A 20675-nucleotide genomic window follows, 5' to 3' on the forward strand; every position below is an offset into this window, starting at 1 on the left:
GCGTTTTCAGGTGTTATGTAACCGTTTGGTGAACCCCCGCGTTGCGTCGATCATACGATGACCGACCGCACATGTTGGGAAACGATTGGTAATCCGTCAGAATCGCACCGGCATGTACTCGCACATGTGTCAGTCATAAAACCACACCAGAAAAGAAATCATTCTTTGAGGACGGAGAATCAATGAAAAAGCGCGTCGCTTTCGCCATGACGGCAGCGGGTCTCGCAGCCGCTACCGCAGCCCACGCCCAGAGCAGCGTGACCCTGTACGGTATCGTCGATAACGCTATCGCCTGGCAGAACAACTCGTCGGCCACCAGCGCGGTTTCGGGCGGTCACTCGAAGGTGCAGATGGCCACCGGCATTTGGGCAGGCAGCCGCTTCGGCCTGAAGGGCAGCGAAGACCTCGGCGGCGGCACGAAGGCGATTTTCCAGTTGGAAGCCGGCTTCAACGCGAACAACGGCTCGTCGCAATGGACGAACGGCATCTTCACGCGTCAGGCGTGGGTTGGTCTGACCAACGCGACGTACGGTACGCTGACGGCCGGCCGCCAGTACACCGCGTACTACACGCTGCTGTCGCCGTATAGCCCGACGACCTGGCTGACCGGTTACTACGGCGCGCACCCGGGCGATATCGACTCGCTCGACACCAGCTACCGCGCGAACAACTCGCTCGTCTACATGTCGCCGAAGTTCTACGGCTTCACGGTCGGCGGTTCGTACTCGCTCGGCGGCGTGGCAGGCAGCTTCAACCGCGGCTCGACCTGGAGCGCGGCGGTCCAGTACCTGAACGGCCCGGCAGGCATCGCGGTTGGCTATCAGCGCATCAACAACGCGACGCTCGGCGGCGGCGTGTGGGGCGCGAACTCGACCGCGCAAAACGGTCTGGATTCGAGCGGCAACGGTGCGGAGCAGGCCGTGTCGTCGATCAACGGCGGCTACAAGACGGCACAGTCGCAGCAACGTGTCGCCGTGACGGCCGGTTACCAGTTCACGCCGGCGTGGGACATCTCGGTGTCGTACTCGAACGTCCAGTACATCCCGGGCAACCTGTCGGCATTCCACAATACGGCGATCTTCAACACGGCGGGCGCAGTGCTGCACTGGAAGGCAGCGCCGCAGTGGGACTTCGCGGCAGGCTACTCGTACACGCGTGCGACCCAGTCGAACGGCATCTCGAGCTCGGCCAAGTACCATCAGGTCACGCTGTCGCAGTACTACAGCCTGTCGAAGCGCACGGGCCTGTACGCGGTTGAAGCGTATCAGCACGCTACCGGCAACACGATCAGCGGCCTGACCGGCGGCATCGTCAATGCAACGACGTCGATCGGCGACGGCGTGGGCGCAGGTTCGAAGCAGAACCAGATCGCGGCCGGCGTCGGCCTGATCCACCGCTTCTGATGCCGCGCGGCGCGCGAGCGCCGCTTACGGCTTGCGGTACGAAAACCGGCCTTCGGGCCGGTTTTTCCATTTGCGGCACGCGTTGTGCGTATTGCGGATTCGGTCATGGATGGTCGTCGAATGGAAGCGCGCGGCGACGGCTGTCGAGCCCGACAAGTGTGCCGCTCATGCGGTGCATGACGTGCAGGCCGGCAATGCCCGGTCGGCGCCGACGCCGTCGTGTCGATCACCGCGCTGCATCATCCATCCAGTTCCCCGCCAGCGCCTGGAACAGCGCCGCCGTGTCGGCCAGCCGGTCAGCCTGCGCGCGCGTGCGGTCGAGCGCGGTCTGCAATGCCTGCCGCTGGGCGTCGAGCAGTGCGAACGCGCTGATCCCGCCCGCCGCGTAACGGTCGCCGGCGATCGCGTTGCCTGCCGCCGCTTCCCGTGCGGCCGTGTCCCGCGCTTGCAGCGCCGTCGCATCGTGTTCGACCGCGCGCATCGCGTCGGCGACCTGCTGGAGCGCCAGCAGCACGGTTTCCCGATAGCTCGCGAACGCGGCGTCGTACGCGGCTTCGGCCGCGCGCTTCCTCGCGCGCAGCTCGCCGCCATGAAAGAGCGGCTGCGTCAGGCCGAGGCCGACATTCCACACATTCAGCCCGCTCACGACATCCGCGATGCGCGTGCGTTCCGAACCGATCCCCGCCGAAATCGAAAAACGCGGATACAGGTTCGCGGTCGCCACGCCGACGTTCGCGCTCGCCTGGTGCAACACGGCCTCCGCCGCGCGGATATCGGGGCGTTCGCGCGCGAGCGTCGACGGCAGTGCGACCGGCAGCGTGCGCGGCAGCGTGAGCGCGTCGAGCGCGAGGTCGGGCAGCTCGGCGCCGGACGGCGGCGCGCCCAGCAGGATCGCGAGCCGGTGGCCGGCCTGCGCGTAGCGGGCCGCGAGCGGCGGCAGCGAGGCCTGCGTCTGCGCGAGCAGCGTGCGCTGCGCATGCACGTCGGCCTGCGATACGCCGCCCGCCGCGAAGCGCGCGTCGACGATCCGCAACTGCCGGGCTTGCGCGTCGACGAGCTGCCGCGTGAGCGCGATCTGCTGCGCGAGCGACGCGCGCAGGATCGCAGTCGCGACGACGTTGCCCGCGAGCGTCAGGCGTGCGGCGTCGAGCAGGTACGCCTGATAGTCGACCTGGGCGCGCAACGCCTCGAGCGCGCGCCGGTTGCCGCCGAACACGTCGAGCGCGTACGACACGCTCACCGACGCGTCGTACAGCGTGAACGGCCCGGGATTCGGCACGTTGGCGGGCAGCCCGAATGCAGTGATGTCGACCTTCTCGCGCGTGGCGGACAGGTTCGCATCGACGCGCGGCAGCATCGTCGCGCCGGCTTCGGCCGCGTGGTTCTGTCGCGCTTCGTCGAGCCGCGCGCGGGCCTCGGCGAGCGTCGGGCTGTTGTGCCACGCGGTATCGACGAGCCGGTTCAGCGGTGCCGAGCCGAACGCGGTCCACCACTGTTGCGGCGTGTGCGCGGCCGATGCGAACGTCTGCGCGTCGCCGGCCGGGCCGCCGGCGGCGGCCGTCGTGACCGGCGGGTCATCGCGCGTGTATTGCCGTGTGGCCGGCGCGTCGGGCGTGCGGAAATCCGGCCCGACCGTGCAACCGGCGACGAGCAGCGCAACGGCTGCCCATGCGCTGCGGCGGGCGGCGGGACGGGCGCGACGCGAAGCCGGTTTCATCGTGCGGCTCCTAGTCGAGCGTGCGCCGGTAGAAGCGCAGCGCGACGCCCATCACGACCAGCGTAAACAGCGCGACGGGCCACACGGACGGCCACAGGTCGGCCCAGCCGTTGCCTTTCAGCAGGATGCCGCGCACCAGGCGGTTGAAGTAGGTGAGCGGCAGCAGGTTGCCGATGAACTGCGCCCACTTCGGCATCCCGGCGAACGGAAACATGAAGCCCGACAGCAGGATGTTCGGCAGGAAGTAGAACACCGCGAGCTGCATCGCCTGCAACTGGTTCTGCGCGAGCGACGACAGCGTGATGCCGACCGTCAGGTTCGCGGCGATGAAGAGCAGCGCGGACAGGTAGATCGCGACCATGCCGCCGACGAACGGCACGTGGAACACGAAGCGCGCGGCCACGAGGATGATCGACACCTGGATCAGCCCGATGAACACGTACGGGACGATCTTGCCCGTCATCACCTCCAGCGGCCGCACGGGCGTCGCCAGCAGGTTCTCCATCGTGCCGCGCTCGCGTTCGCGCGTGATCGCGAGGCCCGTCATCATCACCATCGTCATCGTCAGGATCACGCCCATCAGGCCCGGCACGACGTTGTACTGCGTGATGCCTTCCGGGTTGTACAGGCGGTGCAGCACGATGTCGAACGCGGCCGGGCGGCCGTTCAGGTGCGCGAGCGGGCCCGTCAGGTCCTTGTCGGCGACGGGTTGCACGAGGCCCGGCAGCGCGCCGAGCGCCGATGCGGTCGCGACGGGGTCGGTCGCGTCCGCCTCGACGAGCAGCGACGGGCGCTCGCCGCGCAGCAGCCGCTTCGAGAAGTCGGCCGGCACGCTCAGCACGAACTGCACGTCGCCGCGTGCGAGCGCATGCCGGCCGGCCGCTTCGTCGGGCAGCGTCGCGACGATGTCGAAATACGCGGAATTGCGCATCGCGGCGATGAAGCTGCGCGCGAACGGGCTCGAGTCGGCGACGATCACCGCGGTCGGCAGGTGCTTCGGATCGGTGTTGATCGCGAAGCCGAACAGCGCGAGCTGGATGATCGGCACGCCGACGATCATCGCGAACGTCACGCGGTCGCGGCGCAGCTGCAGGAATTCCTTCAGCACGATGCTCCACCAGCGCGCGACCGAGAACGCGTCGCGCAGGCCCGTCCACGTGCTCATGTCGCCGCTCCGCCGGGCGGCCCGGATGCGCGGCCCATCATGTAGATGAAGACGTCTTCGAGCCCGGTGTCGATCGGCGCGACCTGCAGCGGCGCGTGACCGTTCTCCTGCGTGCCGGCCTGCGCCGCGACCTGCGCGAGCGTCGCGTCGAGCAGCGCACGATCGCGGCCGCTCACGTGCAGCGTCGAGCCGAACACGACCGTCTGGTCTACGCCCGGCATCGTGCGCAGGCGCGCGGACAGTTCCGCCAGGTGCCCGCCGGTGACCGTGCGCGTCGACAGGTGCTGCGACGCGACGATTTCCGCGGCCGTGCCCTGCGCGAGCAGTTCGCCGGACGCGATGTACGCGAGCTTGTGACAGCGCTCGGCCTCGTCCATGTAGTGCGTGCTGACGAGTACCGAGATGCCTTGCGCGGCCAGCCGGTGCAGCTCTTCCCAGAAGTCGCGGCGCGCGGCCGGATCGACGCCGGCGGTCGGTTCGTCGAGCAGCAGCAGCTCGGGCTCGTGCAGCATGCATGCGGCGAGCGCGAGGCGCTGCTTCCAGCCGCCCGACAACGCGCCCGTGAGCTGGTCCGCGCGGCTCGCGAGACCGAGCCCGTCGAGCGCGCGCGCGACAGCCGCCTGGCGATCGGGCATCCCGTACACGCGTGCGACGAAATCGAGGTTCTCGCGGATCGACAGGTCTTCCCAGTACGAGAAGCGCTGCGTCATGTAGCCGACGCGGCGCTTGATCTGCGCGCTGTCGCGCACGATGTCGTAGCCGAGACAGGTGCCGCTGCCCGAGTCGGGCGTGAGCAGGCCGCACATCATGCGGATCGACGTCGTCTTGCCGCTGCCGTTCGGCCCGAGAAAGCCGAAGATCTCCCCGCGCGCGACGCGCAGCGAGACGTCCTTCACGACGTGCTTGTCGCCGAAGCGCTTGTTCAGGCGGTCGACGTCGATCGCATACGGGGCGGGCGATGCGTTCATCGCATCCTCACGGCGACGGGCTGGCCCGGGTGCAGCTTCGGCGCGTCGGCGACGGCGGGGCGCGCCTCGACCATGAATACGAGTTTGGTCCGGCTCTCGTTGCTGTAGATCACGGGCGGCGTGTACTCGGCCGCGCGCGACACGTAGGTGACGCGCGCGGGGACGTCGGCCGGGCAGCCGTCGCAGCGGATCGCAACCGTGCGCCCCGGCGCGATCGACGCGACGGAGGCCTCCGGCACGAAGAACCGCACTTTCAGGTTCTGCGGCGGCAGCATCTGCACGACCGGATTGCCGGCCTGCACCCATTCGCCGACGCGGTACAGCGTGTCGTACACGCGCCCGGCGGCGGGCGCGGCGACGCGCTTCTGGTCGAGTTTCCATTGCGCTTCGGTGACGGCCGCCTGCGCGGCATCGACCTGCGCGGCCTGGGCCGCCACCTGCTGCGCGCGGCCCGGCAGGCGCGCGACGTCGACCTGGTTCTGCAACTCGCGCACCTGTGCGGCGGTGGTTTGCGCGGACGTGCGCGAATCGTCGAGCTGCTGCCTCGACAGGCCGCCGGCCGCGTACTGGCGTTCGTCGCGCGCGAATTGCGCGGCGGCCCGCGCGGCCTGTGCCGCGGCCTGCGCGAGCTGGGCCCGCGTGACCGCGACTTCCGGCGGGCGCTTGCCGGTCTGCAGGTCGGCAAGCTGCGCGCGCGCGGCCTCGAACTGGTGTTGCGCCTGCCGCAGCGCGGCCGTTTCGTTGACGGCTTCGAGCGAGAACACCGGCGCGCCGGCCGCGACGGCCTGGCCGCGTTCGACCGACAGTTGCGTCAACGTGCCCGCCTGCGACGACGACAGGTATACGAACTCGCCTTCGACATAGCCCTGGAAGGTCGTGACGTCGTTCGCCGGCCGTCCGCAACCGGCGAGCAGCGCGACGGCGGCGGCCAGCGCGAGCGGCAGCGGGCGGGGTGCGTTCACGACGGCCTCCGTCGCGAATGCGCGTCGGGATCCGGCGCCGCGGCGGGCGGTTGCATGCCGGAACCGAGCAGCGCGCGGACGTGGCGCTGCAGCACGTCGCGATCGATCGGCGGCAGGCCGCGCGCGCTCTGCCACAGCTTCGCGGTGGCGAGCGGCAGCATCACCAGCGCAATGATCGAATGGAACAGGAACGCGGGTTCGAGCGCGGGGTTCAGCGTGCCGGCCTGCTGCGCGGCGCGGATGCGCTCGGCAAACCGCCCGACATGCTCGAGCGGAATGCGCCGGATCATCCGCTCACGCAGCAGCCCGCCCTCGTGGACGATCTCGCGCAGCCAGATCGACGGCAGCCAGGGCATGCGATGCGTGACGTCGAAGAAGCGGTCGACGAGCTCGGCGACGAGCGCGAACGGATCGTTTTCGATCTGCGGCGCGGTCGGCCGCCACACGAACGCGATGACCTGCGCGAGCCGCTCCTCGACGATCGCGTCGAGCAGCTGCTCGCGATTCGTGAAGTAGTAGTGGACCATCGCCGACGTGACGCCGGCGGCCGCAGCGATCTGCGCGACCGTCGTCGCGGCGATGCCGCGCTCGGCGAACAGCTGGATCGCGACGTCGAGCATGTGGTCGCGCAGGTCGAAGTCGTCCACCGACGGGCGGCGCCCGCGCGGCCTGGCGACGGTGGATTTCGCGTTCATGAAATCGACGCTAATTGATGAGTTAGTTAATTTCAAGGAAGGGTTTTCGCCCGCGTTGATCGCGATCAGGCGAGTGGCGAATGGCGGGGCGGACGGGCGGGCGGGGCGGCGGCGTGGCGAAGGGGCGTGCGCCGGCGGTGGAGTGTAGGGAGCGGCTAATGCGGAAGACGCGGGAACTCGCGGGGAACTGGCGGGTGATCGACGGGGGAAATGGCGGGTGAAACGTTGATCGAAACGTGGGTGAAACGGCGGCGAAACAGCGGCGAAACAGCGGGCGAAACGGCCGAGCCCGACACCTGCGAGGAAGTCGCGCGGCACGGGGCGGGACGCCGGCCGTGCAGCACGGAGGCGCGCCCGACGCGGCACGGCCTCCTAAATCACTGATCGATCGGCGACTTCAGCGGCACATGCTCGCCCGTCAGCCCGAACACGACGAGTTGCGCGGGTTCGGTCGCGCTCGCATTGCGCGACACCCGGTGGCGCGAACCGGGCGGCTCGTACCAGCCTTCGCCGGTGCGATAGCGGCGCACCGGGCTGTCGTTCACCTGCGACAGCACTTCGCCTTTCGACACGACCGCGAACACCGAGCCGAGGTGCTTGTGCGCTTCGGATGCCTGACCGGGCGCATAGTCGACGGTCGCGACGACGGCGAGCTTGCCGGGCGCTTCGGGCATGGCCTGTTGCATGATCGCATGCGCGCTGTCGCCGGTATCGTGCGCGCGGGCGGCGGCCGGCAACGCGGCGCCGAGCGCGAGCGACGTGCACAGCATCGCGCGGCGGAACGTGGAGCTGGAGCGCATCATCGTCGTCTCCCCTTACTCGGGCATCTTGCGGAACGCGATCGCGAAGCGGTTCCACGTGTTGATCGTCGCGATCAGCATCGACAGCTCGAACAACTCCGTGTCGCTGAAATGGGGCTTCACGGCTTCCCACACGGCATCGGGCACGTGATTGTCGGCGACCAGCGTCAGCGCTTCGGTCCATTCGAGCGCCGCACGTTCGCGCTCGGTGAAGAACGGCGTTTCGCGCCAGACGACGACGGTCGCCAGGCGGCGATCGGTTTCGCCGCCGTTGCGTGCGTCGGTGGTGTGCATGTCGACGCAGAACGCACAGCCGTTGATCTGCGACGCGCGCAGCCGGACGAGTTCGGCGAGCGGCTTCTCGATCGAGCTTTTCGCGAGGAATTCCTCGGCGTTGCGCATCACCTTGATGGCGTTCGGGCTGGCGGTATAGAAGTTCAGACGCGGTTGCATGGCAGGTCCTGTTCGGTTGGATGCGCCCGGTGGCGCGACAGGACCCACTTTAAGCGTGCCACTGGCCTGCTTGAATGGCCAATTCATGGAAAATTCAGGTAACCAGTGGCGGTCCGCCGACCCGGCCTGAATCCAGCAGCGCGGCCAGCTTCGCGAGCGCGGTGTCGATGCGCAGCGCGTCGATCCCGCCATAGCCGAACAGCAGCCCCGCGCGGGCCGCCGAGCCGACGTGGAACGCGGTGATCCCGTACAGGCCGATGTCGTGCTCACGCGCCGCGCGGACCAGCGCGGCTTCGTCGAGCCCCGGTTTCAGGTGCGCGGCGAGGTGGATGCCGGCGGTCGGCACGATCGTGTCGAACCACGGCGCGAGGCCGCCGCGCAGATGCGCGAGCAGCATCTTGCGGCGCGCGTCGTAGTGTTTCTGCACGCGCCGCAGGTGCCGCGCGAAATCGCCTTCGAGCATGAAGCGCGCGAGCGCCGCCTGCGTCAGCGTGCAGGTGTGCCAGTCGACGATCTGCTTCGCCTTGGCGAGCGCGCCGCGCAGCCCGCGCGGCGGAATCGCGTAGCCGATCCGCAGTTCGGGAAAGATCGTCTTCGAGAAGGTGCCGACGTACGCGACCAGACCCGTGCGGTCGAGGCTCTTCAGCGATTCCACCGGCCGGCCTTCGAAGCGGAACTCGCCGTCGTAGTCGTCCTCGATGATCACCGCGCGGCGGCGCTGCGCCCATTCGAGCAGCGCGACGCGCCGCTCCAGCGTCATCGGCATCCCGAGCGGGAACTGGTGCGACGGTGTCACGTAGACGAGGCGCGCGTCGTCGGGCAGCCGCCCGGTGACGAGGCCGTGCGCATCGACCGGCACGCCGATCACCGTCGCGCCGAGCGACGCGAACGCCGCGCGCGCCGGCGGATAACCGGGATTCTCGACCGCGACGACGTCGCCGGGCCGCACGACCACGCGTGCGATCAGGTCGAGCGCCTGTTGCGCGCCTTGCGTGACGAGCACGTCGTCCCAGCCGCACGCGACCGCGCGGCTGAACGCGACGTAGCGCGCGATCGCGCCGCGCAGCTGCGGGTCGCCGGCCGGCGCATGGTACTGGCCGGGGCCGCGCGCCTGCTGGCGCAGCGCGTGATGCAGGCAGCGGCGCCATGCGTCGAACGGAAACAGTGCCTTGTCGGTCACGCCGCCGCGGAAGTCGAACGCGGGCGTGTCCTGCGGGGTGGGCATCGCGAGCGCGTCGGGCAACTCGTCCCACAGCGCGCGTGCGTCGACGGCATGGACGGGTGGCGCGTCCTCGACGAGCGACGGCGTCGCGGCCGCCGCCGCGTGCGGAACCCGCGCGAGGCCGCCGGCGACGAACGTGCCGTCGCCCGCGCGCGTGTTCAGGTAACCCTCGGCGACGAGACGTTCGAACGCGTCGAGCGTCGTCTTGCGCGACACGCCGAGCTGCTTCGCGAGATCGCGCGTCGACGGCAGCCGGGCGCCGCCTTCGAGCCGCCCGTCGACGATCGCGGTGCGCAACTGCCGGAAGATCTGCCCGGTCAGGTCGTGACGGCCTTCGATGCGGATCGCGATGTCCATCGCAGTGGTTACCTCGAATGCGGAAATATGACGTCGATCAGCATACCGGAAGTTCATGGCCGGATCGGCGTTCGCGCATGCGCGGGCGGCATCGCTCGGCCAGGGCACGCGCGTGGCGTCGAGGGGGCAGGGAAAGGCGGCACCTGGCACGCAACGCGCGCCGGATGCGGCAAATGGCACGGCGCGCTGCGGTGCCCCGGCCGGCACGGCATCCGCCCGCTGCCGGCAGTGCCATTCGATTGCGTTGGCGCCCGCCGCTGCCTTACGATCCACCAGACCCCCCGACCGGAGTGCGCTCATGCTGTCCGAAGAGGAACTCGCGCTGCTCGATGCGATCCGCGCCACCGGCAGCCTGTCGCGGGCGGCCGCACGGCTCGGCAAGGCGCCGTCGACCGTGTCGCACGCCGCGCGGCAGCTCGAAACGTGCTTCGACGCGCTGCTGTTCGACCGCCGCGGCTACCGGCTGCAGCTCACGCCGGCCGGCCAGCTGCTGACCGACGAGGCATCGCGCCTCGCGCTGGACGTCGCGCGGCTCACGCAGCGCGTGCGGCAGGTCGCGAGCGGCTGGGAGGACCGGCTGTGGATCGTCAGCGACGAGGTGCTGGAATTCGATACGCTGCTGCCGGTCGTCCGCGCATTCGATGCGCTCGATTCGGGCGTGTCGCTGCGTTTCACGCACGAAGTGCTCGGCGGCACCTGGGAAGCGCTGCGCGACGGTCGCGCGGATCTGGTCGTCGGCGCTACCAACGAGCCGCCGGCGATTCCGGGCTTCAAATGGTTCGAACTCGGCGCGATGGAGTGGGTGTTCGCCGTCGCGCCGCGCCATCCGCTGGCGTCGGCGGGCGCGCGGCTGACCCGGGACGCGATCGGCGCGCATCGCGCGGTCGTCGTCGCCGACTCGTCGCGGCAGGCCGTCGGCCGCGTGTACGGACTGCTCGGCGGGCAGGCGGTGCTCGCGGTGCCGTCGATGCGCGCGAAGATCCTCGCGCAGCGCGACGGGCTCGGCGTCGGCTGGGTGCCGCGCCGGCGGGTCGCGTCGCTGCTGGCGCGCGGCGAGCTGGTCGAAAAGGAAACGGCCGATCCGCGCGAGCCGAACGTTTTGTATGTCGCGTGGCGCGGCGACCGCGACGGCCGCGCGCTGCAATGGTGGCTGGAGCAACTGCGCGAACCGCGGCTCGCGCAGCGCCTGCTCGACGGGATCGACGTGTCGGGCTGAGCGCGCCGGGCCGGCACGCGCCGGACGGCCGGGGCAAACACGTTCGAAGATTTCGCACGTGTCTGCCGCGCCGGCCGTACGGCAAGGCCGGGCGCCGCGCGCATCCTGTGTTCACGGTCAACTCACCGGTTCAAGGAGAACATCATGCAACGCTTCGAAGGAAAAACGGTCCTCGTCACGGGCGGCAACAGCGGCATCGGCCTGGCGGCCGCACGGGCATTCGCGGCCGAAGGCGCGCGGGTCGTCATCACCGGCCGCGACGAGCAGACGCTTGCCGCCGCGCGCGAGTCGCTCGGCGACGGCGCGCTCGCGATCCGCAACGAGGCCGGCAGCGTCGCGTCGGCGCGAGCGCTCGCGGACGCGATCGCGGCCGCCGGTGCGCGCCTCGACGCCGTGTTCATCAACGCGGGCGTCGCCAAACTCGCACCGTTCGCGGATATCGACGAGGCGTTGTGGGACCTCGTGTTCGACACGAACGTGAAGGGCGCGTATTTCCAGATCCAGGCGCTCGTCCCGCTGCTGAACCGCGGCGCGTCGATCGTGATCAACGGCTCGATCAACGCGCACATCGGGATGCCGGGGTCGTCCGTGTATGCGGCGAGCAAGGCGGCCGTCAATTCGTTCGCGAAGACGCTGTCGACGGAACTGCTGCCGCACGGCGTACGGGTGAACGTGGTGAGCCCCGGGCCGGTCCAGACGCCGCTGTACGGCAAGCTCGGCCTCGATGCGGCGACGCTCGACGAGACGGCCGACAAGATCAGGGGGCTCGTCCCGATCGGCCGGTTCGGCACGCCGGACGAGATCGCGTCGACGGTGCTGCACCTGAGCGCGCCCGAGTCGGCATTCATCGTCGGCGCGGAAATCATCGCGTCGGGCGGGATGGGCTTGCTTTGAGCGTGGAACCGGCGGGGCTGCACGGCCTGACGCGAGGTCAGGCTGTGCAGCCCGCCGTGCAACCTCATCGCTAGCGCGATGCACAGGCGTCACGGACGTCGCCGGCCTGATCGCGTCCGTGGAGCTGCGTGACCGTCAACCCCGAGAACGTCGCGCTGCCGTGCTCGGCGAACACGGCGACGCGGTCCGCATCGGGCGGCGGGAAGATCAGGTCCGTCAGCGCGACGCGGCCGCCGTTCGCGAACACCTCGACCGAACCACGATCGACGACGATTTCGAGCCGAAGCTGCCCGTGCTCGAGTGGCAGATCGACGATGTGCTCGCGGCTGAACGTGCCCGCGAAATCCGTGGCGCCGGAGCGCGAGCGGTCGAGCGTCAGCGTGCGCTTCGCCGTGTCGTACACGATCCGGGTGCCGATCGAGCCATCCGCGGAGCCCCGCACGATCAAACCCGCGCGGGCCGCGCGCCGCGGCGCGATCGTCACCGTGATGCGCTGGACGGTGCCGCGCGTGGCGTCCGACAGCGTGCGCGTGGCGGACTCGACGTTCAGGTTGCCTTCATGCACGGCGGGCCGCCCGTCGGCCCACGCATCGAACGCGGCTGCCGGCGTCACGATGAGCGTCGGTTCACCGCCGATCGTCTTCAACGCGAGTTCGCGCGGCACCGTCGTCGCGCCGCGCCAGGGCGCCGTCGGCGCTTTCGCCGCGTAGTCCCAGTTGCTCATCCATGCAATCGCGACAGGGCGCGCGCCCGGCGCGCCGGAGAACGTGCCGGCCGCGTAGAAGTCGGCGCCGTGATCGACCCAGCGGAATCGTGCGGGATCCGAACCGGCCGGTGCGACCCGATCGGGGACGAACGTGCGGCCGTCGAAGTCGCCGACGAAATACATCGCGCCGGAACCGCCGGCGATCGACCACGGGTTGACGTTGACGATCATGACCCACTTGATGTGCCGCGGATCGTCGTCGACGGGCAGCGGCACGAGGTCGGGCATTTCCCACAACGCGCCCGCATGCGGCACGTCCGGCAGCGTGAAATCGCTCAGGAACGACCAGTGAATCAGGTCGTCGGAACGGTAGAGCTTCACGACCTGCGCATCGGCGACGACGGTCGTCATCAGCCAGTAGCGTCCCGGCGCGTACCACGACACCTTCGGGTCGCGGAACTGCTTCGATTCCGGATCGAGCGTGAGCACCGGATTGCGCGCGTAGGGCCGCCAGGTCGCGCCGTGGTCGAGGCTGTACGCGAGCGACTGCGCCTGCGTGCCGGCTGCGTGACCCGAGCCGTCCTTGTAGACGCTCGTGTAAAGCGCAACCAGCGGTGTCTCGCCCGCCGCGCCGAGGCCGGACGTATTGTGCGTGTCGGCGACGATCGAGCCGGAGAAGATTTCCTCCGTCGCGCTCGCGCGCATCGCGACCGGCTGCTCGCGCCAGTGGACGAGGTCGGTGCTGGTCGCGTGGCCCCACGACATGTTGCCCCAGTCGTGGCCGAGCGGGTTGTATTGGTAGAACAGGTGATAGCGGCCGTTCTCGTACACGAGGCCGTTCGGATCGTTCATCCAGTTGCGTTGCGGCGTGTAATGCACGGCCGGTCGCCATTGCGGCGTGGCGTTCCCGGGCGGCGTGCCGCAGGGCGCGGCGGTGGCGTGCGTGCAGGCCGCGCTTGCCGCACACGCGAACAGCAGCCGGGCGATCCGGAGGGAAAAGCGAAAAGACGTCGATTTCATGCGGGGTTCCGTGCTTCGGCGCGCGAAGCGGGAAAGGAACGCGCACGCCGCTTGCGACGGCGGCATGCGCGATTTCTGCGAAGGAGGGAGGCGGCGCGCACGCGACACGCATGACGTGCGCCGCCTCGACGCGGGCGGTGCCCGCCGCGTTCGTAGCGAGCCCTTTACGGACTCGTCACGGGCGGGTGCCCGCGTCGCCGTCAGTGACCGGCGCCCGTCGCCGGCAGGTTCGCCGGGATGTCGCCGTAACCGCCGAGGCCGCCACGTCCGTACGTGCGGTCGACCGCCGTCGACGTGCCGTTGATGTTGACCTTCACCGTCGGCGCGAGCGTGCCGCCGCGACGCGGGCCGATCGCATCGATGAACGACTCGACGAGCCCGCCCGGCATCACGAAGTGCGAATACGACTGGAATTCGCGCGGGTTCTGGTTCGGGTCCTGCGAATACGGCGCGCCGGCCGGTGCGGAGAAGTCGGTCGGGTTGCCGAGCACGAGGCCGCTGCCGCCGTTCAGCGGCAGGAAGTCGCTGCGGATGCCGTTGCCGACGAAGCCGTAGACGCCGTCCGGCCCGTCGACGCCCGCGGCCATCGTCGTGCGGTGGCTGATCGTGAACAGGTAGTACTTGCCGTCCTTCAGATAGATCTGCGGGCGCTCGGTCTGGTCGTCGACGCAGTTCGCCGACAGGATCGGCGGCAGGAACTTCCATTCGGTCAGTTGCGGGTTCGTCGCGACCGCCAGGCCGACGTTGGCCTTTTGATACACTGCGCCCGAGTTCATCACGGCGTTGAGGTCTTCGCGGTACGGATCGTTCGGCGCGTAGCCGAGGTCGGCCTCGGTGCAGGTCCGGGCGCCGCGCTGGCCGCCCGTGTTGCCTTCGAACACCATGTAGGTCTTGCCCGGATGCGCGGGGTCGGTGAACACGAACGGATCGCGGAACGAGAAGTAGGTGTTCTGCTGGCCGGTCTGGTAGTAGTTGCCGTCCGGCTGCAGCAGCGCCTTGTGATCGTCGAAGCCGCTGAACCACACGTGCTTGTCGTCGGCATGGATATGACCGTCGGCGCGCGTGATGATCGCCTGCGGCGGCGTGATGTCGGCGCCGCCGGGCGCCGAGCGGTTGAACGACGTCGCGGTGTAGTACAGGCTGACGTTGTCGCCCTGCGTGAGGCGCGCGGAGCCCGACCATTCGGCGTTGTTGGTCATCGGCGACGTGCCGAACACCTTGACGCTCGCCCCGTCCGGGAACAGGTGGCCGCCCCAGGTCCAGCCGCCGTTCGCGGGCCGCTGCGACGCGGGAATGCCGGCGCGGCGGTAGAAGAAGCCGATGCGCGCGTGGACGTGACGATCGTCGAACGTGTAGCCGGCATGCGGGTCGGCCGTGAGCGAGAAGATCACCTCCCAGCCCTTGTAGCTGAGCTGGTTCGCGCGCAGGTCGGCGAGCGGCCAGGTATCCCAGACCCACACGTTCGAGTTGATCAGCGGGAAATCCTGCGGGATGTCCGGCATCGTCAGCGCCTGCGGCAGCGAGTTCTTGTCGGCGCCGGCCGTGTGCGACTGCGCGACGATCTGGCGGATGTCCGCGCGGGTCCAGCGCATCGTGAAGTTGCCTTCGGGGTCATAGGCCTGCTGCGTATGCGGCGTGGGCGCGGGGGCGCCGGTGCTCTGCGCATGGGCGACGCCCGACGCGGACGCGAAGGCGGCCAGTGCCGCGCCAGCGAACAGCAAACGTTTGGCCGCGGTCGCGCGGCAAAAAGGAAAGTAAGTCATGTAGGCGTAGTTTCCGTTGACGGTGAGAAGGAACTGCTGACGGGATATCGATATCCAAACCGGTTTGGATGCTAATTCAAACCGGTTTGGACGTCAAAAGATAAATATTTGACGGTAATAACTACCATTCGGCAATAATTGCTGCGCGAGCGGCGCGGCCGAATGGCATGCACAACGCGAGGAGCGACGTGAAGGTGAATCTGAAGGCACTGTCGGATGCGCTCGGGCTGTCGCGCACGACGGTCAGTCGGGCGCTGAACGGCTATGACGACGTGAGCGAGGCGACCCGCGAGCGCGTGATGAAGGCCGCGCGCGACCTTGGCTATGTCGCGGATCCGACCGCGCGCCGGCTGGCGACGGGGCGCTCGGATGCGATCGGCATCGTGTACCCGTTCGGCGCGGGAGATCTCGGCGATCCGCGCTTCGGCGAGGTCGTCGCGGGCATCACCGAACGGCTCGGCGAGCGCAATCTCGACTTCATCATCGCGGCCGCGCGGCCGAACGCCGAACTGGACACATATCGGCGGCTCGTCGACGGGAAGCTCGTCGACGGGCTGATCGTCGCGCGCACGCTGGTCGACGATCCGCGCCTCGCGTACCTGCGTTCGCAAGCGTTTCCGTACGTCGCGTACGGCCGCACGCAAGCCGCCGAGCCCTACGCGTGGTTCGATTTCGACAACGAGGCCGGCGCGCGCGATGCGGTGCGGCGCCTGATCGGCTTCGGTCATCGCCGTATCGCGATGATCAGTGCGCCGCTGTCGCTCAATTTCGCGATGCAGCGTCGCGCCGGGTATCTTGCGGCGCTGCGCGAGGCCGGCATCGCGCCCGATCCGGCACTGCTCGTCGAGTGTCCGTTTACGCGCGACGGCGGGCAGCAGGGCGTGCAGGCGCTGCTCACCCGGGCCGAACGGCCGACCGCGCTGCTGGTCGACAACAACATCGTGGGCGGCGGCGCGTTCCGGGCGCTGATCGACGGCGGCTTGCAGCTTGGGCGGGACATGTCGCTGATCGTCTACGACGGCGTGCCGCCGGACGTCGCGCATCCGCATCGCGTGACGGCGGTGGTGCAGCCGACCGGACATGCGACCGGGCGTGCGCTCGCGGACCTGATGCTGGCGTTGCTCACGGACGGCGTTCGCGGCCATCGGCTCGAGACGCCGGTGATCGACGCCGGCGATACGGACGGGCCGCTGCACGGGTAGCCGACGCGGCGCGAACCGGGGAGCGGGGCGCGATCCGCAACGGACGTTGCGGCACGCGCTCCGTCGCAAAAGCCATGACGGCGGCAGGGCCGAATGGCGGGTTTCTAGACGACCGGTCTAATTCGACGCTATCATCCAGCCTCATGAATGCGACGTCGCGAAAATGCCATATCGCGCTGCGATGCTGGGCGCGCAGGTTATGCCGTCGCTTTTTTTCGAGCCATTTCTAGACGACTGGTCTATTAGACCTGGCAATATTTTTGGTACGGAGCCGGCACGTTGACGCGCGCCAGCGGCCTAACGCGCAGGCGCGCCGTCGCCGCCGCGACGCGGCCCCGTTCCCCCATTTCTAAGGAGTGTCCGATCATGAAGATTCTGGTTGTCCTGACCTCGCACGACACGCTCGGCGACACCGGCAAGAAAACCGGCTTCTGGCTCGAGGAACTGGCCGCGCCGTATTACACGTTCAAGGATGCGGGCGTCGAGTTGACGCTCGCGTCGCCGCAGGGCGGCCAGCCGCCGCTCGATCCGAAAAGCAGCGATCCGTCCGCGCAGACCGACGCGACGCGCCGCTTCGACGCGGATCCGGCGGCCAAGGCCGAACTCGCCGCCACGCGCAAGCTGGCCGAGGTGTCGGTCGACGATTACGACGCGGTGTTCTATCCGGGCGGGCATGGCCCGCTGTGGGATCTCGCCGAGGACCTGCATTCGATCGGCCTGATCGAGCGCGCGCTGGCGGCCGGCAAGCCGGTCGCGGCCGTGTGCCACGCGCCGGGCGTGCTGCGCCACGTGAAGGACCCGAAGACCGGCGAGTCGGTCGTGCGCGGCAAGCGTGTGACGGGCTTCACCAACAGCGAGGAAGCGGCCGTCGAGCTGACGGAAGTGGTGCCGTTCCTCGTCGAGGACATGCTGAAGACCAACGGTGCGCAGTTCGAGCGCAGCGCCGACTGGGCGCCGCATGTCGTCACCGACGGGCTGCTGATCACGGGGCAGAACCCCGCGTCGTCGGAGCCGGCAGCCGAGGCGCTGCTCGCGAAGCTCGGCCGTCAGTAAGCCGAGCCTGGCGCCGGCATGACCGGCGCCGGATGGTTTCCGTCGTCGGGCGCGACCGTCCCGGCGACGGCTCGCATCGTTCCGCCGTGCGCACCGCGCGGCGGCTCATCCGGTCGTTTCGCAGAACCAAGCAAAGGAGTGGTGGATGTCTGCCCTGTTCGAACCGTTCAAACTCAAGGATGTCACGCTGCGCAACCGCATCGCGGTGCCGCCGATGTGCCAGTACGTCGCCGAAGACGGCGTCGTCAACGACTGGCATCACGTGCATCTGGCCGGTATCGCGCGCGGCGGCGCGGGCCTCGTGATCGCGGAGGCGACGGCCGTGTCGCCGGAAGGCCGCATCACGCCGGGCTGTGCCGGGCTGTGGACCGATGCGCAGGCCGCGGCGTTCGCGCCGTCGGTCGCGGCGATCAAGGCGGCCGGCGCGGTGCCCGGCATCCAGATCGCGCATGCGGGCCGCAAGGCGAGCGCGAACCGTCCGTGGGAAGGCGACGACCACATCGCCGACGGCGATCCGCGCGGCTGGCAGACCATCGCACCGTCGGCGGTGCCGTTCGGCGCGCACCTGCCGAAGACGCCGCGCGCGATGACGCACGACGACATCGCCCGCGTGCAGGCCGACTTCGTCGCGTCGGCGAAGCGCGCCCGCGACCTCGGCTTCGAATGGCTCGAACTGCACTTCGCGCACGGCTACCTCGGCCAGAGCTTCTTCTCCGTGCATTCGAACCAGCGCGACGACGAGTACGGCGGTTCGGCGGAAAACCGCGGCCGGTTCCTCGTCGACACGCTGAAGGCCGTCCGCCAGGTCTGGCCGGAGCACCTGCCGCTGACCGCGCGTCTCGGCGTGATCGAATACGACGGGCGCGATGAAGCAACGCTCGCCGAATCGATCGCGCTCACGCAGCGGATGAAGCAGGAAGGCCTCGACATGCTGAGCGTGTCGGTCGGCTTCTCGACGCCCGACGCGCGCATTCCGTGGGGCCCGGCGTTCCTCGCGCCGATCGCGGAACGCGTGCGCCGCGAGGCCGGCTTGCCGGTGTCGTCCGCCTGGGGGATCGATACGCCGCAACTGGCCGAGCGCGTCGTCGCCGAGCAGCAGCTCGATCTCGTGATGGTCGGCCGCGCGCATCTTGCCGATCCGCACTGGCCGTACTACGCGGCCAGGCAGCTCGGGGTCGAGCGGCCGTCGTGGACGCTGCCCGCGCCGTACGCGCACTGGCTCGAACGCTACCGCGTCGCCGACAAGGCGGCCTGAGCACGCGTTGCACCGCGCGGCGGTGCGGCGTTCGCGGCACGCATTTGACGATGCTTGGCAGTGCGTGCGCATGCCGTAGCGGCGTCGATGGATAGAATGGCGGTTCGTACAGGCTCGCGGCCTGCACGACCGCCATTTTTTCATTTCGACCGAGGTGCCATGCGCGCACATGTCTCGCCTTCCCAGGATTCCGCCACGCGGCCGCGTGCCCAGCAGATCGCCCGCGCCGTGCTGTATGCGGCGCTGCTGGTGCTCGCGCTGTGGGTGATCCGCGATTTCCTGCCCGCCATCGCGTGGGCCTGCGTGATCGCGATCGCGTTGTGGCCGCTGCTGAAACGCTTCGAATCCCACCGCTGGTTTCGCGACCGGCCGACCCTGATCGCGACCGTGATTACCGCCGGCGTGTCGCTGCTGGTCGTGCTGCCGGTCGCGATCGCGCTCGCGCAGGCGATCTCGCAGGCGCACGACCTGCGCCTCTGGCTGCATTCGATCCAGGACAACGGCATTCCGCTTCCGGACGTCGTCGGCCGGTTGCCGTACGGTGCCGCGCAGGTCACCGAGTGGTGGCAGGCCAATCTCGGTCATCCGCTGCACGCGGGCAGCGCGATGCATGGCGCGAGCGGCGAGAAGTTCATCGCGTTCGGCCGGCAGTTCGGCACGAAGCTCGCGCATGCGCTGTTCGAGTTCGGCTTCATGCTGGTCACGCTGTTCGTGATCATGCGGGCCGGCCACAAGCTGTCGGGCGCGTTACTACAGGGTGCGCGGCGCGCGTTCGGCCGCGGAGGCGCGGACCTGATCGAACGGATGGTCTCGGCCGTGTACGGCACGGTGACCGGGCTGGTCGTCGTCGGGCTGGGCGAGGGCGCCATTCTCGGCGTCGCGTATGCGCTCGCCGGGGTTCCGCATGCGGCGCTGCTCGGCCTCGTCACGGCCGTCGCCGCGATGCTGCCGTTCTGCGCGCCGATCGTGTTCTGCGGCGCGGCGCTCTGGCTGTTCGTGCAGGGCGCGACCGCGTGGGCCGTCGTGGTGCTGGTGCTCGGCTTCGTGGTCGTGTTCGTCGCCGAGCATTTCGTGCGGCCGGTGCTGATCGGCAGCTCGACCCGCCTGCCGTTCCTGCTCGTGTTGTTCGGCATCCTCGGCGGGGCCGAGACGTTCGGCCTGATCGGGCTGTTCGTCGGCCCCGCGCTGATGACGGTGCTGACGATGCTGTGGGCGGAATGGGTTGCTTGACGACGCCGCCCGTCGCGCCGCTCCGACGCATCGACGTCAGAAGGCGGGCGCGCGAACGCGCCCGGCACGGCCACGATTCGTGACGATCGGGCACGCGCCGGACTGCGTCGGGCAGCGCATCGGACACAAGTCTCTACATTTCTTTTCGATCCGGACCCAAAGGTCGAGTAGCATGGGGCTTTCGATCACGCCGGCATGGCGCAGCAGATTTCACCAAGCATGCGATTGATTCCGATGTCCCGCCCCGCAGCGACGCTGTCCCTGGCCGCCAGCTGCCTGATGCTGCACGGTTGCGCGTGGTTCGACTCGTGGCTGCCGTTCTCGTATTCGCGCACGCCGCTGGCGAGGGCCGCGTCGCGGCACGGCGCGACGCGCGCCGACGTCGTCCGCGCCGGCGGCAACCCGCGCAGCGTGTGGATGGTCCGCAACGGCAGCGGCGTCTGCTACAACTACTTCATCGAGCACGACAACGATCACCGGGCTTTCTTCGTCGTGTTCGACAAGGCCGGTGCGGTCACGCAACACGGCTTCGATACCTGCATGGACGCCGATCGCAAGGGCACGCTTCAATCGGACAAGGCCGCCTCGCGCTAG

General features: G+C 69.2%; 18 protein-coding genes. 8 read left to right on the forward strand and 10 right to left on the reverse strand.

The window, feature by feature from the left end; genetic code table 11:
- The first annotated feature begins 182 nt into the window (after positions 1–182).
- Complete coding sequence (locus DIE17_RS00830) at positions 183–1403, forward strand: porin (protein ID WP_044842995.1); 1221 nt, start codon at positions 183–185, stop codon at positions 1401–1403.
- A 226-nt stretch (positions 1404–1629) separates the two neighbouring features.
- On the opposite strand, the gene DIE17_RS00835 is transcribed toward DIE17_RS00830, so the two are convergent.
- From DIE17_RS00835 to DIE17_RS00870, 8 genes are all read right to left on the reverse strand, one after another.
- On the reverse strand, positions 1630–3120 hold the full coding sequence (locus DIE17_RS00835) for an efflux transporter outer membrane subunit (protein ID WP_124920533.1): 1491 nt from the start codon (positions 3118–3120) through the stop codon (positions 1630–1632).
- Positions 3121–3130: 10 nt separating this feature from the next.
- Positions 3131–4285: an ABC transporter permease gene (locus tag DIE17_RS00840; protein WP_044842997.1), complete on the reverse strand. Its 1155-nt coding sequence runs from the start codon at positions 4283–4285 to the stop codon at positions 3131–3133.
- The gene (locus DIE17_RS00845; RefSeq protein WP_124920534.1) at positions 4282–5253 is read right to left on the reverse strand and encodes an ABC transporter ATP-binding protein; all 972 of its coding nucleotides are present in this window, start codon (positions 5251–5253) and stop codon (positions 4282–4284) included. The genes DIE17_RS00840 and DIE17_RS00845 overlap by 4 nt, the downstream gene beginning before the upstream one ends.
- On the reverse strand, positions 5250–6215 hold the full coding sequence (locus tag DIE17_RS00850; RefSeq protein ID WP_124920535.1) for an HlyD family secretion protein: 966 nt from the start codon (positions 6213–6215) through the stop codon (positions 5250–5252). The genes DIE17_RS00845 and DIE17_RS00850 overlap by 4 nt, the downstream gene beginning before the upstream one ends.
- On the reverse strand, positions 6212–6910 hold the full coding sequence (locus tag DIE17_RS00855) for a TetR/AcrR family transcriptional regulator (protein WP_124920626.1): 699 nt from the start codon (positions 6908–6910) through the stop codon (positions 6212–6214). The genes DIE17_RS00850 and DIE17_RS00855 overlap by 4 nt, the downstream gene beginning before the upstream one ends.
- Positions 6911–7287: 377 nt before the next feature.
- A complete protein-coding gene (locus DIE17_RS00860) occupies positions 7288–7713 on the reverse strand; it encodes a cupin domain-containing protein (RefSeq protein WP_124920536.1) in 426 nt (141 codons plus the stop codon).
- Positions 7714–7725: 12 nt separating this feature from the next.
- Entirely contained in the window at positions 7726–8163 is a 438-nt protein-coding gene (locus tag DIE17_RS00865) for a carboxymuconolactone decarboxylase family protein (RefSeq protein ID WP_044843002.1), read from the reverse strand.
- A 94-nt stretch (positions 8164–8257) separates the two neighbouring features.
- On the reverse strand, positions 8258–9742 hold the full coding sequence (locus DIE17_RS00870; RefSeq protein ID WP_124920537.1) for a PLP-dependent aminotransferase family protein: 1485 nt from the start codon (positions 9740–9742) through the stop codon (positions 8258–8260).
- Positions 9743–10040: 298 nt separating this feature from the next.
- Between DIE17_RS00870 and DIE17_RS00875 the strand changes: the two genes are divergently transcribed.
- Together DIE17_RS00875 and DIE17_RS00880 are read left to right on the forward strand one after the other, a co-directional pair.
- Positions 10041–10958 (forward strand): LysR family transcriptional regulator, encoded by a 918-nt coding sequence (locus tag DIE17_RS00875; RefSeq protein WP_124920538.1) that lies wholly within the window; start codon positions 10041–10043, stop codon positions 10956–10958.
- A gap of 144 nt (positions 10959–11102) precedes the next feature.
- Positions 11103–11852, forward strand: a complete 750-nt coding sequence (locus DIE17_RS00880; RefSeq protein ID WP_124665847.1) for an SDR family oxidoreductase — start codon at positions 11103–11105, stop codon at positions 11850–11852.
- Between the two features lie 70 nt (positions 11853–11922).
- On the opposite strand, the gene DIE17_RS00885 is transcribed toward DIE17_RS00880, so the two are convergent.
- Positions 11923–13578, reverse strand: coding sequence for a glycoside hydrolase family 32 protein (locus DIE17_RS00885; RefSeq protein WP_124920539.1), 1656 nt, complete (start codon positions 13576–13578; stop codon positions 11923–11925).
- Between the two features lie 200 nt (positions 13579–13778).
- Positions 13779–15341 carry a glycoside hydrolase family 68 protein gene (locus DIE17_RS00890; protein ID WP_124484917.1) on the reverse strand — a complete coding sequence of 521 codons (1563 nt, stop codon included), beginning with the start codon at positions 15339–15341 and terminating at the stop codon, positions 13779–13781.
- Positions 15342–15508: 167 nt separating this feature from the next.
- Between DIE17_RS00890 and DIE17_RS00895 the strand changes: the two genes are divergently transcribed.
- From DIE17_RS00895 to DIE17_RS00915, 5 genes are all read left to right on the forward strand, one after another.
- The gene (locus DIE17_RS00895; RefSeq protein ID WP_124920540.1) at positions 15509–16543 is read left to right on the forward strand and encodes a substrate-binding domain-containing protein; all 1035 of its coding nucleotides are present in this window, start codon (positions 15509–15511) and stop codon (positions 16541–16543) included.
- Between the two features lie 366 nt (positions 16544–16909).
- Entirely contained in the window at positions 16910–17596 is a 687-nt protein-coding gene (locus DIE17_RS00900) for a type 1 glutamine amidotransferase domain-containing protein (protein WP_044843008.1), read from the forward strand.
- 145 nt (positions 17597–17741) lie between these two features.
- Positions 17742–18851 carry an NADH:flavin oxidoreductase/NADH oxidase gene (locus DIE17_RS00905; RefSeq protein WP_044843009.1) on the forward strand — a complete coding sequence of 370 codons (1110 nt, stop codon included), beginning with the start codon at positions 17742–17744 and terminating at the stop codon, positions 18849–18851.
- Positions 18852–19010: 159 nt separating this feature from the next.
- Positions 19011–20081 (forward strand): AI-2E family transporter, encoded by a 1071-nt coding sequence (locus DIE17_RS00910; RefSeq protein ID WP_124891623.1) that lies wholly within the window; start codon positions 19011–19013, stop codon positions 20079–20081.
- Positions 20082–20300: 219 nt separating this feature from the next.
- Positions 20301–20675 (forward strand): hypothetical protein, encoded by a 375-nt coding sequence (locus DIE17_RS00915; protein WP_044843011.1) that lies wholly within the window; start codon positions 20301–20303, stop codon positions 20673–20675.

This window comes from Burkholderia sp. Bp9099 (genome assembly GCF_003857805.1).
Lineage (GTDB): Bacteria > Pseudomonadota > Gammaproteobacteria > Burkholderiales > Burkholderiaceae > Burkholderia.